The organism is Mesobacillus jeotgali (genome assembly GCF_002874535.1).
Lineage (GTDB): Bacteria > Bacillota > Bacilli > Bacillales > Cytobacillaceae > Mesobacillus > Mesobacillus jeotgali.
In genome coordinates this window covers 3,633,435-3,650,037 of sequence record NZ_CP025025.1, presented here as the reverse complement: position 1 = coordinate 3,650,037, position 16,603 = coordinate 3,633,435, and the positions used below count along the sequence as shown (strand labels likewise).

General features: G+C 42.1%; 15 protein-coding genes and 1 riboswitch. Of the genes, 11 read left to right on the top strand and 4 right to left on the bottom strand.

What is annotated here, in order from left to right:
• The first annotated feature begins 33 nt into the window (after positions 1 to 33).
• The gene (locus CD004_RS18455) at positions 34 to 234 is read left to right on the top strand and encodes a hypothetical protein (RefSeq protein WP_102264081.1); all 201 of its coding nucleotides are present in this window, start codon (positions 34 to 36) and stop codon (positions 232 to 234) included.
• A 263-nt stretch (positions 235 to 497) separates the two neighbouring features.
• Here the strand turns inward: CD004_RS18455 and CD004_RS18450 are convergent, their stop codons facing one another.
• From CD004_RS18450 to CD004_RS18440, 3 genes are read right to left on the bottom strand one after another with little or no spacing between them, the layout of a single operon-like run.
• On the bottom strand, positions 498 to 1,628 hold the full coding sequence (locus tag CD004_RS18450; RefSeq protein ID WP_102264080.1) for a Ger(x)C family spore germination protein: 1,131 nt from the start codon (positions 1,626 to 1,628) through the stop codon (positions 498 to 500).
• Positions 1,612 to 2,724: a GerAB/ArcD/ProY family transporter gene (locus CD004_RS18445; protein WP_158651594.1), complete on the bottom strand. Its 1,113-nt coding sequence runs from the start codon at positions 2,722 to 2,724 to the stop codon at positions 1,612 to 1,614. The genes CD004_RS18450 and CD004_RS18445 overlap by 17 nt, the downstream gene beginning before the upstream one ends.
• Positions 2,711 to 4,204: a spore germination protein gene (locus CD004_RS18440; protein WP_102264078.1), complete on the bottom strand. Its 1,494-nt coding sequence runs from the start codon at positions 4,202 to 4,204 to the stop codon at positions 2,711 to 2,713. The genes CD004_RS18445 and CD004_RS18440 overlap by 14 nt, the downstream gene beginning before the upstream one ends.
• 181 nt (positions 4,205 to 4,385) lie before the next feature.
• Between CD004_RS18440 and CD004_RS18435 the strand changes: the two genes are divergently transcribed.
• The 9 genes from CD004_RS18435 to CD004_RS18395 all read left to right on the top strand — a co-directional run bounded on the left by CD004_RS18435 (position 4,386) and on the right by CD004_RS18395 (position 13,549).
• The gene (locus CD004_RS18435) at positions 4,386 to 4,727 is read left to right on the top strand and encodes a metal-sensitive transcriptional regulator (protein WP_102264077.1); all 342 of its coding nucleotides are present in this window, start codon (positions 4,386 to 4,388) and stop codon (positions 4,725 to 4,727) included.
• Positions 4,728 to 4,783: 56 nt separating this feature from the next.
• Positions 4,784 to 4,929: riboswitch (FMN riboswitch) on the top strand.
• Positions 4,930 to 5,076: 147 nt separating this feature from the next.
• Positions 5,077 to 6,159 (top strand): bifunctional diaminohydroxyphosphoribosylaminopyrimidine deaminase/5-amino-6-(5-phosphoribosylamino)uracil reductase RibD, encoded by a 1,083-nt coding sequence (ribD, locus tag CD004_RS18430; protein WP_158651593.1) that lies wholly within the window; start codon positions 5,077 to 5,079, stop codon positions 6,157 to 6,159.
• 12 nt (positions 6,160 to 6,171) lie between these two features.
• Entirely contained in the window at positions 6,172 to 6,828 is a 657-nt protein-coding gene (ribE, locus tag CD004_RS18425; protein WP_102264076.1) for a riboflavin synthase, read from the top strand.
• 11 nt (positions 6,829 to 6,839) lie between these two features.
• Positions 6,840 to 8,033: a bifunctional 3,4-dihydroxy-2-butanone-4-phosphate synthase/GTP cyclohydrolase II gene (locus CD004_RS18420; RefSeq protein ID WP_102264075.1), complete on the top strand. Its 1,194-nt coding sequence runs from the start codon at positions 6,840 to 6,842 to the stop codon at positions 8,031 to 8,033.
• Between the two features lie 15 nt (positions 8,034 to 8,048).
• Positions 8,049 to 8,519 (top strand): 6,7-dimethyl-8-ribityllumazine synthase, encoded by a 471-nt coding sequence (gene ribH, locus CD004_RS18415; RefSeq protein ID WP_102264074.1) that lies wholly within the window; start codon positions 8,049 to 8,051, stop codon positions 8,517 to 8,519.
• A gap of 269 nt (positions 8,520 to 8,788) precedes the next feature.
• Positions 8,789 to 9,991 carry a S1C family serine protease gene (locus CD004_RS18410; protein ID WP_102264073.1) on the top strand — a complete coding sequence of 401 codons (1,203 nt, stop codon included), beginning with the start codon at positions 8,789 to 8,791 and terminating at the stop codon, positions 9,989 to 9,991.
• Between the two features lie 12 nt (positions 9,992 to 10,003).
• Positions 10,004 to 10,882 carry a peptidylprolyl isomerase gene (locus CD004_RS18405; RefSeq protein ID WP_226678674.1) on the top strand — a complete coding sequence of 293 codons (879 nt, stop codon included), beginning with the start codon at positions 10,004 to 10,006 and terminating at the stop codon, positions 10,880 to 10,882.
• 354 nt (positions 10,883 to 11,236) lie between these two features.
• Positions 11,237 to 12,046, top strand: coding sequence for a zinc transporter ZupT (gene zupT / locus CD004_RS18400; RefSeq protein WP_102264072.1), 810 nt, complete (start codon positions 11,237 to 11,239; stop codon positions 12,044 to 12,046).
• A gap of 261 nt (positions 12,047 to 12,307) precedes the next feature.
• The gene (locus tag CD004_RS18395; RefSeq protein ID WP_102264071.1) at positions 12,308 to 13,549 is read left to right on the top strand and encodes a S8 family peptidase; all 1,242 of its coding nucleotides are present in this window, start codon (positions 12,308 to 12,310) and stop codon (positions 13,547 to 13,549) included.
• Between the two features lie 593 nt (positions 13,550 to 14,142).
• On the opposite strand, the gene CD004_RS18390 is transcribed toward CD004_RS18395, so the two are convergent.
• On the bottom strand, positions 14,143 to 15,270 hold the full coding sequence (locus CD004_RS18390; protein ID WP_233434889.1) for a CAP domain-containing protein: 1,128 nt from the start codon (positions 15,268 to 15,270) through the stop codon (positions 14,143 to 14,145).
• A gap of 224 nt (positions 15,271 to 15,494) precedes the next feature.
• Here CD004_RS18390 and CD004_RS18385 point away from each other — a divergent pair, with 224 nt between their 5' ends.
• Entirely contained in the window at positions 15,495 to 16,490 is a 996-nt protein-coding gene (locus tag CD004_RS18385; RefSeq protein WP_102264069.1) for a hypothetical protein, read from the top strand.
• Positions 16,491 to 16,603: the final 113 nt, after the last annotated feature.

The window sequence follows — 16,603 nt, the reverse complement described above, 5'->3', positions numbered from 1 at the left end:
TTAAAATAATATTAGGTTTCAGGAGGGAAAAAAATGTACCGATACTTTTTGAATACCTTACTCATTCTAGCCATCGGAGCAGGATTTTACTTCTATGCCCAACTGATTTTTTCAAAGGTGACTGATCCTCTGTACGGAGCACTAGCCATTTTAATTGGATGCCTTTTTGCTGCTGGAGTGTCATGGGAGATCTTTTCCTTAGGACAGCCAGCAAGAGAGGAACGAGAAATATAGCAGTTATATAAAAAACACTCTACGTAATTCGTCGATAGAAATGACGAATTACGTAGAGTGTTTTTAGTTTTTTCCTTTAGGCCGTCAGTCTTCGTTTATGAATATTGCTCCTGAACCATTTAATTGGCGTGTATTAAAATGTTGGGAAAGATGTTTACTTAAGGCTGTTTTCGCATTGATTGTTGCCTTCTAGTCCGCATTAATAAAGGTATCTAGATGAATAATACTCGTGCTTTTGGATCAAAGAAGTTACGAGAAGTGCCTTACTCAATGATGCCATGACCGATGATTTCCAACTCGACATGAGGGGTGATTGCAATGTTGGGATATTCTCTTTTCCAATCCACCTGCTTCCAATAGTCCGGGTAATGTGCGATGAGCCTTCTTCCAATTCCAAAGCTGTCGCTGTTTGCTTCCTGAAGAACTTTAATCGCTGCTACAGCATCATTGGTCAGCATCTCAGACAGTTTCTTGTTCAATTTTGCAACTTCCTGTTTTTTGTAGAGCTGGTTCCTTGGATAATCGGTAATTTCAATTTTAAGGCTTAAATTTATATTAGCGATTACCCTTTGGTTTTCTACCTTCACCTCTAATCGCTCATTTGCTTTTTTTACGTTAAAAGAGACAAAATTTTGGGGCATGAAATTTTCGCTGTCACTTTTTGCTATTCTTTTTGTGAACTTTGGAGACTTACCCGCATTGCCATCCAGCAATAGGAAAATGACCGCCTCGTCCCCAGTAAGGACGTGTCCCGAGAATTTTTTACCGTTAAACAATGCAACTCCCAGTGCACTCGCTGTTTTTCCATCATCATTAGCGCGCAGGAAGGGTAAGGTAAAATCCTCTCCTGGATCAAACATCTCCGCACAAATTGATTGAATATTTTCTTCTGGTATGAGAGAGGTGAGTTCCTGGCTCTTTAGTAAATCGAATAGGTAGGAACTGATTTTTCCTTCTTCGACATTTAATCGCAGGATATCGGTAGCCATTCCTTCAGCTACGACTACCTTTGCACTTAATGAACTTTTAGGATCTCGATAAAATAAATCAAGAACTGAATATATATCCTGTTTCGCAAGTTCATTGCCTATAATTAAAACCCTTAATTTCGATGCATCAAAAACCTTATCTATTTTACTGTCAATATCCCCTCGTGCCTCTCTTGGCGTATGGCCAATTCCGCTCGCGATTGTATGTCCTTGAACCGGTCCGCCATCTGGATTTTTAGTAATGGTTGGGGCTGAAAGTTCATCAAGTATTTTACCATCAGGAGTCAGATCGAAGCTGGCGGCCATGTATAATTTTACATCCTTCAATAAATGCTGATCCCAGCAAGCACTTAATAGTAACATGGCCACAATAGCTGGAAGACCTCTTTTAAGAAACCGGATCAATGGCTTCACTTCCTCGTTCGGATTTTTTGAACAGGAACGAAACTAAAAGCAAAAAGGCGGGGAACAGGATGAAAATAATACTGGCTTTAGGTATATAGCTGTTCATGAATTCTAGATATTTCATTTCTATTTCAGGCAAAAATGATATCCCATACATAACGAAAGCAACTAAGTATACAAGTCTTCGCTCTACCTTTTTATTGAAGAGCCTTGCCCCCGTCTTGGCAGCTAAGTACAGATAACTGCCGAAAGAGGTGAAGACAAGGAAAATCCAAAATGACAAGAAGAGTAAATCTGTTCGCTCAATTATTTTGAAGGTATAAGATTTTAAGATGTACAGTAGCGGTTCTGGCAGTATTTTTATTTCATTCGGGCTGAAGTAAACGAAAGCCACGAAAATCAAATACGCATAAAGTAATGTGGTGAAAAGATTAGCAAAGGATATAGCCTTGAACTTCTGCCGGTAAGTCCCTGATACCATGGGAAAAACAAGGAGGATGATTTCGAATCCAAGCATGGACAAGATTGCATCCTTGCTTCCAAATACAATATTCTTTAAGCCGGCCTGGCCAATAGGTAAAATATAATAAATATTCGAATCCTTTAAGGTATAAGAAACAAGCAGCACAAGCAAAATGATGAGCGGTGTGACAAGTGTATAAAATCTTGCCAGAATTTTCAGGCCGTCCACGCATAAATAGATACCTGCTATAACCAGCAATCCGCAGATTACCCATTTGGGTGTATTTTGCAGAATCCAACGCTCGATTATTTGGGAATAAAGCACCAATATTAAACTGCCGACACTGATAAAATAAAGTAAATAAAAGAAACTAATAAGCTTTCCGATTTTCCGGCCAAGGAGAGTAGTGCTGATATCCAGGACATCTTTTGTCTCAAATCTTTTAAAAAGCATCAAGTAGACCAATAAAACACCTTGAATTAAAAACCCCGCCAGCAAGATCGAAATCCAGCCATCTGACTGCACAGAATTGTGCATTGTATAAGGAAGCGAAAGTCCGCCAACTCCGAGCTGTGTATGTATGATTAAAAGGAAAAATTGATGATAGGTGATGTTTGTTTTATCTCGGTTCATTTGTCTTCCATCCTCTAGAGTCACGCTGTCTTTTGATTTTAATAGCATCGGAATTATGCGGACGGTCGTTCATCTTCCAAAGCGGCATTCGGATGAAGGTATCCTTAATGTCCTTAACGTGAAAAGGGGCCAGCGGTGAAAAGTAAGGTACTCCAAAAGATTCAAGCTTACACAGTTTAACGAAGACAAAGATTAGCCCAAAAATCAACCCGACAAATCCTAAAATAGCAGCTGCAATCATCAGCGGGAACCGAATGAGCCGAACAGTCGTACTCATTTCATTAGAAGGAACGACAAACGCGGATATAGCCGTGACCGCGACAATGACAATCATGATATTTGAAATTAGTCCGGCACTTACAACAGCATCCCCGATGACGAGCCCCCCTACAATGCCTATTGTTTGTCCAATTGGTCTTGGAAGCCTCACCCCTGCTTCCCTGATCAATTCAATAGTGATTTCCATGAAGAAAGCCTCCAGAAGCGGAGGATATGGAATTCCTTCCACAGACCCTTTTAAAGGGAGAATCAGTTCATGAGGGATCACTTCAAGGTGAAACGCGATTATGGCAATATAGAAAGCTGGCAAGGTAATAGCGATGAGAAAGCTGACATACCTTAACAGTCGGATAAAGGTAGAGGGTATCCACCTGCCGTTGTAATCATCCGACGATTGATAAAAGGCAAAAAAAGTGACTGGCAAAATCAGTGCTGTTGGACTGCCTTCCCCAATGATAATGATTCGACCTTCCATCAAATTTGCCATCGCCCTGTCTGGTCGTTCCGTATTAATGAGCTGTGGGAATATCGAGAAGGGATCGTCTTCGATAAATTCTTCAATATAGCCAGGGCTTAACACCATGTCGGTGGAAATATAGGAAAGCCTTCTTTCAACTTCATGGACAATTTCCTCATTAGCAATGCCTTTCATGAAAATGACAGCCGTTTTGGTTTTTGTCTTTTCGCCTAATACATGGTAGTTAACCATAAGGTCCGGGCTCTTAATTCTGAGCCTCAGCTGGCTGATATTTGTTTCAAGATTTTCGACGAAGCCATCGTGTGCACCGCGGACCACGCCTTCGTTTACCGGTTCTTGAATCGCCCGCTGAAGATCCTTTGGAAATGAGAATACCCATGCCTCATTACGTTCGCAAATGTACAGCACGTAGTTTCCATTCAGTATCTCGCTAATGATTTTTTCAGGATCCTGTTCTTGTTTGCCATTTAAACTCTGCAAATTATCAGTTGTAAGCTCGAAGTCTTCTGAAAATAAGGGGATCAATAAATAATCCTTAAATTTTTCCTCCGAAACCAGCGTCTCAAGGAAACAAAAAATCAAGGTGTTATTGTCCCTTTTGATCTTGAACTCTTTAAAATCGCTGTTAGGCTGAAAAACGTCTTTAATTCTTCCATATGTGCTGCATGGATCATTCTCTTTCACGCTATCTGACTTTGAGACTTTTGGTATTCGAAATTTCATCAGGATAACACCGCTTTTATGTGTTGGTGGATTGCTGTAAAAGAGCAATCTTCTCGAGATTTGGTTAAAAATAGTTATTCCATATAAACCGTTTTATATGCGGTGAGAAAAGCTGATTTGCGATTATTTACTATGTGGGGGTATGATAAAATAAGTTAAAAAGATAAAAGGGGGTTTTTAGATGGACATTTTAGAGCCCGAAGTGAACCCATCTGAATGTGTTGACAGCTGTTGTTCATCAGATAGAAAGAGCCATCACTCTGAAAAAACGAAAAAGAATCTTGTGACGAGATTGAATCGGATAGAAGGACAAATACGCGGGATTAAAGGTTTGATTGAGAGAGATACGTATTGTGATGATGTCATCACGCAAATTTCGGCAACACAGGCTGCCTTGAACAGTGTGGCTAAACTTCTGCTCGAAGGTCATATGAAATCATGCATTGTCGAACGGATTCAGGAAGGTGACAATGAGGTAATTGATGAGCTGTTGACTACAATTGAGAAGTTGATGAAAAAATAAAAGGTTGTTTTGTTTTTCATTTAACCTAATGTTCAGTATAATGACTCTAACTTAATAATTTCCTTCGGGGTCGGGTGAAATTCCCAACCGGCGGTGATGAAGCTTTTGCTTCTTAGTCCGTGACCCGGTTAACATTTGTTAAACGGTGGATCTGGTGAAACTCCAGGGCCGACAGTTAAAGTCTGGATGGGAGAAGGAAAAAAAACGAGGATTAAAAGAACGGGATAAGTGTGACCTTTTTTAACCCTTTAGTTTGGCATTGCCTTTTTTAGGACCCCGAAACAATTTTGTTTCGGGGTCTTTTTATTTTTTATTGCCCGAAGGATTTTTAAGGAAGGAGGAATCAAAGGTGAATGATCAGGACTATATGGCACTGGCCATCAATCTCGCCAGTGCAACCGAAGGCCAGACCTCCCCAAACCCTCAAGTTGGTGCTGTTCTTGTTAAAGACGGACAGATTATTGGGATGGGTGCCCACTTGAAGGCGGGTGAGCCCCATGCTGAGGTGCACGCAATCACAATGGCTGGGGATAAGGCAAAGGATGCAACATTATACGTGACCCTTGAACCATGCAGTCATTTCGGGAAGACGCCGCCATGTTCGAATTTGGTTATCGAATCAGGAATCAAAAAAGTTTTTGTCGCCTCGGTCGATCCGAATCCGCTTGTTGGTGGAGCAGGGGTGAAAAAGATGAAAGAGGCCGGCTTAGATGTCCAAGTTGGGTTAATGGAGGAAGAAGCAAAAGCGCTGAACAAAGTATTTTTTCATTACATAAGCACAGGTTTGCCCTATGTTACCTTGAAGTCAGCCACCAGCCTTGATGGGAAAATCGCTACTGTGACAGGAGAGAGCCAGTGGATTACAGGAGAAGAGGCGAGGAAGGATGTCCATCAGTTTCGACATACACATGACGCGATACTGGTTGGCGTCAACACCGTCATCAAAGACAATCCTAGCCTGACGACAAGGCTTGAAGTTGGCGGGAAAAATCCAGTGAGAGTCGTTCTGGACAGCACACTTCGCACCCCTCTGGATTCAAGAATCATAATTGACAGGGCTGCACGAACCATTATCGTGACCGGAGCACGGGCAGAGTCTGATAGGATTAAGCAATTTACTGAGCTTGGCATTGAGATTATCAAGCTGGAAACTGAAAAAGTCGGAATTCCTGACATACTGAAAAAACTGGGAGACAGGGGTATCACTTCTGTCTACGTAGAAGGCGGAGCCGAGGTACATGGCAGCTTTTTAAAGGAAAAGGCCTTTCAGCAAGTAATCACCTATATAGCTCCAAAGCTGCTCGGCGGGAAAAGTGCCCCGGCTGCTTATGGTGGAGAAGGCATAGCCCGGATAGAGGATTCAGTTACTTTAGAAATTATAAATGTAAAACAAATCGGACAGGATATCCGGATCATTGCTGAGCCGGTATAGAAGGAGGTTTGTATGTTTACAGGGATTATAGAAGAAATCGGGACTGTCGCCAATATCCAGCATGGCGGCGCATCATTTGTCCTGACAATTGATGCGAAAAAAGTGCTGTCAGATGTCCACCTCGGAGATAGCATTGCTGTTAACGGAGTATGCCTGACCGTCACCTCCTTCACTGAGAACAGATTTACGGTTGATGTCATGCCGGAAACGGTCAAAGCATCCAGTCTGAAAACGGTAAAAAGAGGTTCGAAGGTGAACCTGGAAAGAGCGATGGCAGCGGGCGGCCGGTTCGGCGGGCACTTTGTCGCTGGCCATGTGGATGGAGTCGGAACCATCAAAGGGAAAAAGCAAATAGAGAATGCGGTTTACTATGAAATCCAAGCTGACCCTGAATTGCTGAAATATGTCATCATGAAAGGTTCTGTCGCTGTTGACGGGACGAGCCTGACTGTTTTCGGAGTATCAGAAGACAGCCTGACTCTATCGCTCATTCCGCTCACCTTAAAAGACACAGTCTTGGGGTTTAAGGAAAAAGGGGATATCGTCAACATTGAATGTGACATGATTGGCAAGTATGTAGGGCATTTTTTGAGTAACCAGGTGACGTCAGCTCCAAAACGAGGTAACAATATTACAGCCCAATTCCTTGAGGATAACGGGTTTATGTGAGGGTGATGAAAATGTTTGATCCAATTGAAGAGGCCATATATGAACTCATGCAGGGAAATGTAGTCATCGTTTGTGACGATGAAGACCGGGAGAATGAAGGGGATTTTATTGCGCTGGCGGAAAAGGCGACACCAGATGTCATCAATTTCATGGCAACACATGGCCGGGGATTGATTTGTGTGCCAATTGAACAGGATTTGGCTCAGAAGCTAGATTTAATTCCGATGGTATCACGGAATACGGATCCTCATGGTACGGCTTTTACCATCAGCATTGACCATAAGTATTCAACGACTGGGATTTCCGCCTTTGAACGCTCAGCAACTGTATTGAGCATGCTTGACCCGGAATCAAAGGCGGCTGACTTTAAAAGGCCAGGACACATCTTTCCGCTCGTTGCCAAGAAGGGCGGAGTATTAAGGAGAGCCGGCCATACGGAGGCGGCGGTCGACCTGGCTAAAATGAGCGGTGCCAAGCCTGCCGGTGTCATCTGCGAAATTATGAACGAAGATGGCACAATGGCTCGAGTCCCTGAGCTCCGGAAAATTGCCGACCAGTTCGATTTGAAAATGATAACAATCAAGGATCTCATCCAATACCGCAATCGGAAGGACCAGCTGGTCAAAAGAGAGATTGAAATCAATCTTCCTACCGAATTCGGTATTTTCAAGGCAGTTGGGTATTCAAATGTAGTGGATGACAAAGAACATATCGCTCTTGTAAAAGGAGAAATCAACCCGGAAGAGCCGGTTCTTGTCAGGGTGCATTCTGAATGCCTGACTGGTGATGTGTTCGGCTCCTTCCGCTGTGATTGCGGACCGCAGCTGCATGCAGCATTGGGCCAGATTAACAAGGAAGGGCGCGGTGTCCTTCTGTACATGCGCCAGGAAGGCAGAGGCATCGGTCTGATGAACAAGCTGCGTGCGTATAAGCTGCAGGAAGAGGGCTATGACACCGTTGAAGCTAATGAAAAACTCGGCTTCGGTGCCGACCTGCGTGAATACGGAATTGGTGCCCAAATTTTAAAAGACCTTGGCATCAAGCAAATTAAGTTGCTGACCAACAACCCAAGGAAAATCAAAGGGCTTAAGGGATATGACCTGGAAGTAGTCGACCGAGTGCCAATCCAGATGCCAACACGGGAAGAAAACGAAAATTATTTAAAAACAAAACACAGCAAATTAGGCCATTTACTTAATTTTTAATTGGAGGAATAGGACATGAATAGAACTTTTGAAGGTAATTTAGTAGGAACAGGTCTTAAAGTCGGCATCGTAGTCGGACGTTTCAATGAATTCATCACAAGCAAGCTTTTGGGCGGCGCGCAGGACGCGTTGAAAAGACACGGTGTCGAGGGAGGCAATGTCGATATTGCCTGGGTTCCAGGTGCATTCGAAATTCCATTGGTCGCGCAAAAAATGGCTAAAAGCAATAAGTATGACGCGGTCATCACATTAGGAACAGTCATTCGCGGTTCCACTCCACACTTCGATTACGTATCTAACGAAACAGCAAAAGGCGTATCAGCCGCAGCGATGAATTCAGGGGTCCCTGTAATCTTCGGAGTTCTGACAACCGATACTATTGAACAGGCAATCGAACGTGCTGGCACAAAAGCGGGCAACAAAGGCTGGGATGCTGCGATGTCAGCGATTGAAATGGCGAATTTGATGAAGAATATTGAAATGTAATAAAATTTTGAAGCTGCAGGCATCCTTGTCTGCAGCTTTTTTATTTACTAGGAGATTATAAAATAATTTCAATGTGGATAACTATATGGGTTTTCTTAATCCAGCTCCAGCGCCTAGCCCCTCGAGTCCCAAGGGCATGTCTAATTCATAATTCCACCTTTAACGCTTAAATCTTCCCGATATTTTAAAAACCTTGACGCAGTTTGTTAATAATTTGTTCATATTTTCTGGTTAAGATGAAGACAAGTTAGAAGCGAGGAGGAAATACCATGAACGAATTTGAACAGAGTTCGCGGTACCAGGAACCGGTGCCGGTCAAAAAAACAAATAAATTCAAAAGCATAATGTCCACTGTTATGGCTGGGGTAGTCGGTTCGGCGATAACACTAGCAGCGGTGAATTTTACAGAAGCAGACGCAGGAAACCAGTTGCAGTCTCAAATAGAGTCAGTCACAGAAAATAATTCAAATATCGTCACGACACCAACCGCATCAAAGAGCTCTGGATCGATTGCTGATATCATAGAAGCTTCTTCGAAATCAATTGTCGGCATCACCAATATCCAATCGCAAAGTAATCCATTTTCCCAAAGCCAGGGCAATGTTGAGAGCGGGTCTGGTTCTGGTGTTATTTTTAAGAAAGAAGGCCAAGACGCTTTCATCGTCACTAACAATCATGTCATTGAAGGTGCTTCAAAGGTTGAGGTTTCCCTTTACAATGGAGAGAAGGTTGATGCGGAAGTTGTAGGAGCAGACGCATTGACTGATTTAGCGGTTGTCAAAATTGATGCAGCCCATGCAGCAGATGTCATCGAATTTGGTGATTCATCTGTATTAAGGGCTGGCGATCAGGTGCTGGCCATCGGCAATCCGCTTGGCCTCGATCTATCGCGGACTGTGACTCAGGGAATCGTTAGTGCGGTTGATCGTTCTATCTCTGTGCCAACCTCTGCAGGGGAATGGGAAATGAACGTTATCCAGACGGACGCTGCCATCAATCCAGGCAACAGCGGCGGGGCGTTAATTAATACAGACGGTAAAGTGATCGGAATCAACAGCTTGAAAATATCGCAAAATGGCGTTGAGGGACTTGGGTTTGCGATTCCAAGCAATGAAGCTCTGCCAATCGTCAACCAGCTGATTGAAAAAGGGAAAGTGGAACGTCCTTATTTGGGTGTAAGCCTTGCTGATTTGGCGCAAATTCCGGATATGTACATCGAAAACCTGCCAGAAAGCGTCGATTCAGGAACGATGGTGACCTATGTCGACCCTAATTCCGCGGCTGCTGCTGCAGGACTCCAGGAACAGGATGTCATCGTCGAGATCAATGATGAAAAAGTAGGGAATGCAAGTGATCTAAGAAGATATATGTATACGAAACTTCAAACTGGCGACAATGTCGAGTTGAAAATATATCGTGACGGCAAGCAGCAATCCTTGCAGGTAGCATTGTCTGCTGCAAGTGCTGAATAATGGAGGGGAATAATGATTTCTTTTATGAAAAATAATAAACTATTAATGATATTTGCAGTGATTTTCTTAGGGATTCTCCTGATCTTTGCGACAGCTTTTTCAAAAACAGAAACTGCAGCAAGCATCGATGGAGAGAAAATCACGAAGGATGAATTGAACACGAAATTAACCGAAATGTATGGGGCAGATATATTGGACTCCTTAATCACAAACAAAGTGATTGAAATGGAAGCTTCAAAAGAAAAGGTAAAAGTGACCGGGAATGAGATAGATGAAGAGCTTACAAAATTGCAAGAATCATATGGCGGTGAAGAAGCATTTGCTTCGGCACTTGAGCAAAACCAGGTATCAATGGACAGAATCAGGGAGGACATCGAAATATATCTGCTCGCGGAAAAAATGATTGGCCCTTCTATCGATGTGACTGAAGAGGAAATGAAGACATACTTCGATGAAAATAAAGATTCTTTTGACCAAAAGGAACAGGTGAAGGCCAGCCATATATTGGTGGAAGACGAGGCAACGGCCAAGAAGGTCAAGGAAGAGCTTGATAATGGAAAAGACTTTGCCGAATTGGCAAAAGAATATTCAACAGACACAAGCAATGCAGATAACGGCGGAGATCTTGGGTATTTTGGAAAAGGAGAAATGGCTGAGGAATTCGAGAATGCAGCGTTTGGCTTGGAAGTGAATGCAATCAGTGAGCCGGTCAAAACAGAATTCGGTTTCCATATCATTAAACTTATTGATAAAAAAGCAGCTAAGGCTGCAAAGTTTGATGACCAGAAGGAAGAAATTAAGGAATTGTTATTCGATCAGAAAATCCAGGCCGAATACCCAAACTGGCTGGAGGAGAAAAAAGCAGAATATGAAATTAAAAGTTATCTATAGTTAATTATTGAGCCTCTGCAGCGTTTTGCAGGGGTTTTTTTATGAAAAATGGCGCGAATTATAAAAATTATAAAATTAATTAGTTGCAGGTCAAGTTTCCTTTGCGATAAAATGTTGACCAAAGGAAACTTTTTAATCCGAACGCATATATTGTTTTTAGTAAAAGGAATCCTGCACCCAAAAAGTTGACCAAAGGAAACATTTTAGTGTTTGTCCATCATTTGGTCATAAAAATGCCCAAAAGTTTCGTTCGTGAAACAAATTCTATGTTGAGGCATACATTAAGAATTATTGTTTCTTTATGAAAAATCCTACGGGGCGGGCTCAAAATTGATATTCAAAGGAGAATAAGAAATGACAGAGGAAATTTTATTCGCATTTGGTTTGACACTGTTTGCAGGTCTTGCCACTGGGATCGGCAGTATTCTTGCCTTTTTCACATCCCGGACCAATACAAAGTTTCTTTCAATTGCACTTGGGTTTTCAGCAGGTGTGATGATTTATGTGTCGATGATTGAAATCTTCGTCAAAGCGAAGGATTCCCTCGTTTCTGCGATGGGTGTGCAATTAGGCAACTGGGCAACAGTCGGCGGTTTTTTCGCTGGTATCCTGTTAATTGCCTTGATCGATAAGTTCATACCAAAGCAGGGAAATCCTCATGAACTAAAAAAGGTTGAGGATATGAACGCGCCGTCTAATGCTGCCCACGATGCAGCCTTGTTGAAAATGGGCACCTTCACAGCTCTGGCAATCGGGATTCACAATTTCCCGGAAGGAATCGCGACTTTTACATCTGCAATCCAGGACCCTGCTTTGGGTGTGGCAATTGCCATCGCGATCGCCATCCACAACGTTCCTGAGGGAATTGCCGTTTCCGTACCAGTTTATTTTGCGACAGGAGATAAGAAGAAAGCCTTTAAACTATCATTCTTGTCCGGGTTATCCGAGCCTATCGGTGCACTTGCAGCATACCTATTCTTAATGCCATTCCTGAATGACATTATGTTTGGCGTCATTTTCGCGGCTGTAGCTGGCATCATGGTATTCATCTCGCTAGATGAATTACTGCCGGCGGCAAAAAAATATGATGAATCACATCTAGCTATTTACGGTTTAATTGCCGGGATGGCAGTAATGGCCGTGAGTCTGTTGCTGTTTATTTAAAAAACACAAGTGCTCATTTTACTATTATTTTCCATACGAAAGAGTGACCTGTAAAAAAATGGTCACTCTTTTTAGTTCTTTGGATATTGGGAAAATCCTAAAATAGTTCCTTTTGCATGTGACTTTTTTGTAAACATGAATTTACTCCTGATTCTAAAGACTCAAAAATGAATAGTTTAGCATATTGTTAATGTCTGAATATTTTAAATATAATAGATTCTGTAAAACCAGCAACACCATAAAATGCAGAGGAGTGGTTGAATGAAAAAGAAGAAAGTACTAGGAGCCGCACTATTAAGCATGACAATGGGTTTATCTATGTTTACGGCTGGTGCATTTGGCCAGGCGCCAGAGGCACAGGATTCTTACCGGGTATTAATTCAGGGTCCGAAAGCTGAACAAGCAAAGGCAAAGGATCAATTCGGAAAAAGATGGGATTTCGGAGCGAATGGTTTTACAACTACAGTTAATGCAAAGCAATACCAGGCACTACTTAAAAATAAGAATCTTAATGTAGAAACTGTTTCCCAGGTACAGCTGGAGGCTAAGCCGGGTTCTGTCGCTCAGGCAGCGCCAACCGATCAGACACCATGGGGAATGGAAGCAATCTATAATGATAGCAATCTACAGGCAACATCTGGTGGTAACGGTGTTAAGGTAGCGGTTCTCGATACTGGAGTCAATGTGAACCATGCAGATTTAGCAGGCAGTGATGAACAATGTAAAGATTTTACACAAAGAAAATCACCACTCGTCAATAACTCTTGCTCCGATAAAAATGGCCATGGAACTCATGTTGCAGGAACAGTTCTTGCTCATGGCGGAACAGGTTTGGGAATTTACGGAGTTGCGCCAGAAGCAGACCTCTGGGCTTATAAAGTGTTGAATGACAGAGGATCAGGCTATTCTGATGATATCGCAGGAGCAATCAGGCATGCTGCGGATGAAGCAGCTCGAACAGGCTCAAAAGTAGTCATTTCGATGTCACTTGGATCAAGCAGCAAGAGCACGATGATTGCTGATGCTGTTGATTATGCATATGGAAAAGGCGTCCTCGTAGTTGCAGCAGCTGGAAACAGCGGGCCAAATGCCAATACAATTGGTTACCCAGGTGCCCTTACTAATGCAGTAGCAGTTGCCGCTTTAGAAGATGTCCAGGAAAACGGTACATACCGTGTCGCTGACTTCTCATCCCGCGGAAACCCGCTGACAGATGGAGACTATGTCATCGGTGAGCTTGATGTGGAACTTTCAGCACCAGGAAGAGCAATCGAATCAACTTGGTATGACGGTTCATATAACACAATCAGCGGAACATCGATGGCAACACCGCACGTTTCCGGATTGGCAGCGAAAATCTGGGCTGCAAATCCAAGCATGAGCCATACACAACTTCGTGCTGAGCTTCAGAACCGTGCAAAAGCTAACGATATTCTCGGCGGATCAGGAGCAGCATCTGGTGATGACTATGCTTCAGGATTTGGATTCCCACGTGTGAAGTAAACATGGTATGAAAAACCGCTTAATCGAGCTGATTAAGCGGTTTTTTTATACTTTAATAACTGGGAAAAAACGGCCGAAATTTCCAGTTCGCCAATATAATTTGATTTTCGCCAATAAGTAAGTGGAAATCGCCAATAAAAATTAAAAATCGCCAATAAATTTGTGAAAACCGCCAATAAATTTGTGGAAATCGCCAATAAAAATGATTCGAGAAAAAAATAACAATGAAAATAGGCCTTGATCGTGCTTGTTAAGTCGCATCGGTGTGATATTATAGCGAAAATCTTGCTTCTTTAGCGAAAAAGAAATTTTTTTAATAGCCATCATCAATTTTTTATAGCGAGTTTCAACTTTTTATAGCGACTTTTCTTTTTTTATAGAGAGTTTCGTCTTGTTATAGCGACTTTTCTTTTTTTTATAGCGAGTTTCGTCTTTTTATAACGACTTTTCTTTTTTTATAGCGAGTTTCAATTTGTTATAGCGACTTTTCTCTTTTTATAGCGACTTTCAAAATTTTTATAGCGAAAATCCGATTTTTATAGCGAACTGGAAGTTTATTGCGATTTTTTCAAGTTGAAAAATCGTGAATCGGTTTAAAACTTCCTCTTGCTATAAAAATTCTCTGTAAAATAAGGCTCATGCTTCGGGCCGAATGCGACGCCGACACCGAGCAATTTAAAGTCGGATTTCAGGATATTTTCACGGTGGCCGAGCGAGTTCATCAATCCTTCGTGGGCAAAGATGCTGCTGAATTGTCCATACGCAAGATTCTCCCCTGCGACCGAAAACGCGATATCATCCTCAGCCATCCTGTCAAAAGGCGACTGGCCTTCGGGATTCGTGTGGCTGAAATATGAGTTTTCCGCCATATCGGCGCTGTGCTTTCTGGCAGTGATCCTCACCTCATCATCCCAGGTAAGAATGCCAAGACCGTGCATCAACCTTGAAGCATTGGTCAGGTCAAACAGCTGATATTCAAATCCATCCTTCAGAGCCTCACTTGCCTCCGTATAAAAGCCCGCCTTGCTTTGCTCGAGTTTTTCGCTGACCATCTGGATTGCTGTTACGGTATTGTTTTGATGTTTATCATAAAAAATCGTCACATAGCTGTCATCCATATTATAGACATCATAATCCTGGTCCTTTTGGAACTGGTAATAGACAAGTCCTTTCCTGATCTCGCTGAGCGGCTCACCAAGCGTCTGACGGATTTCTTCTTTTGGAGATCCATACTTGATGCCGTTTTTAGCAGCAATCAAATCCTGGTTTGTGTACAGGGCATTGACTGCGCCTTCTTTACTGTAGGAAATCATGATGAAGTTTTGGAAATTCTCATGATAAGCATGCCACTCAGTTCCATACTCATTCATGGAAACCCGTTTAGGGGCGCCAAGCTGTTTTTCTACTTCACCCTTTGTATCGCCAATGCCAATATTATGGAAGGTGAATGTTTTCTCAGAAGGCGTTTCCAGCTCGGGCTTAGCCACTTTGGGCAAAAGGTTTTGCTCATCCTGAGTCAATTCTTCCTTTTTCTCATTTAGCTGCCATATCAGCTGATTTATCCCGCTGTTCACCGTTTCCATTGCTTTGCTGAGTTCGGGATTTTCTTTTAACTTATCTATTTCAGAATTTAAATTTTGAAGATCTTTTTCATTCGTTAAAAATGGCCATGCAAAGTAAAGCAGAGTCCCTAAAATTAAAAGTTGAAATAAACGTCTCAAGGTTTTTCTCACCATCCTTAGTTCCTTATCACCAATATACCCATTAATACTTGATTGAAAAAGCATACTAGCTTGGTGACAGGGCAAACTTTGTTAAGTAAAACTATTTAAAGTCAGTTTTGTGAAATTATTCACATAATGTTCATAACTCAGCTGCTAATATCTTATGATTCAGTTGTATTATTACTATCTAGATAGTGTTTATATTGCCAGGAGGTTTTATAGTGAAAAAACTGATGCAAATCATCATTGGATTAGGACTTATTCTGACCCCTTTATATACAAATGCACACGTAAAGTGGTTTACTGAAGTTGCGCCGAAGAAAGAAAGTATTGAAAATATATTATCGCCGTTATTTATTGGCCTTGCCTTATTGGCGGCAGTTGTTCTCGCTTCATTGACTATAATTATTCCAAAAATGGCTCAAATGCCGCTAGTCAAAAAGTGGGATGATTACCTTTCAGGCTACCGGAAATATTCCAGATATTTATTGAAATACGGAACAGCAGTCGCATTGATTATCCAGGTCACAAACGGTACATTGTTTGCACCGGAGTTTCTGTTGGACAACACCTTGATGACGGTTTTAGCGTGGATCACGATTGGCCTGCTCCTTGTTCCGCACCATATCGCAACAAAATTAGGGGCATCCATTTTACTGGTCTTATTCATCATGGTCACTGTAAAGCATGGTATTTTTTATATGCTTGATTACGGTTTTTATGTGGCTATCATCGGCGTGCTGTTTGTCGGCAGCACTAAGCTTGAAAACGTTGGCTTCCCATTCTTATATTTGGGAACAGGACTTTCATTATGCTGGGTCGCCGTTGAAAAATGGGTATACCCAACGATGTCGCTGGATATTGTCGCAAACCATCAGGTGCCCACTTTCGGCTTTGAACCAGCAGCTTTTATCGTAATGGCCGCTTTTGTAGAATTCGTAGTCGGCTACTTGCTGGTTGCCGGGATCCTGAATCGAGTGCTGGGTTTCTTTGTCACAACGATTTTTATTTTAACGACAATGTTATTCGGTTTTACCGAGATCATCGGCCATTTCATGATTCATATTGTCCTGATCATCTTCATCATCGAAGGGGTTTCCTTCTATAATCCGCCAATTAAAATGCACAAAACAAGAGTGGACCAATTTATCTTTATATTTTTGAACTTCATTTTCGTCCTATCGACCTTTGTGTTGATTTATTATCGTTTTGCTTAAGCAGCCTCTATGGGGGCTGTTTTTTCTTTTTAGAATTATCAGACCTTTTGTTGACGCTTGCTTCTGTTCTTTGTTACGATTTCTCTAGTTGCAAATGGAATGGGAGAGATGAT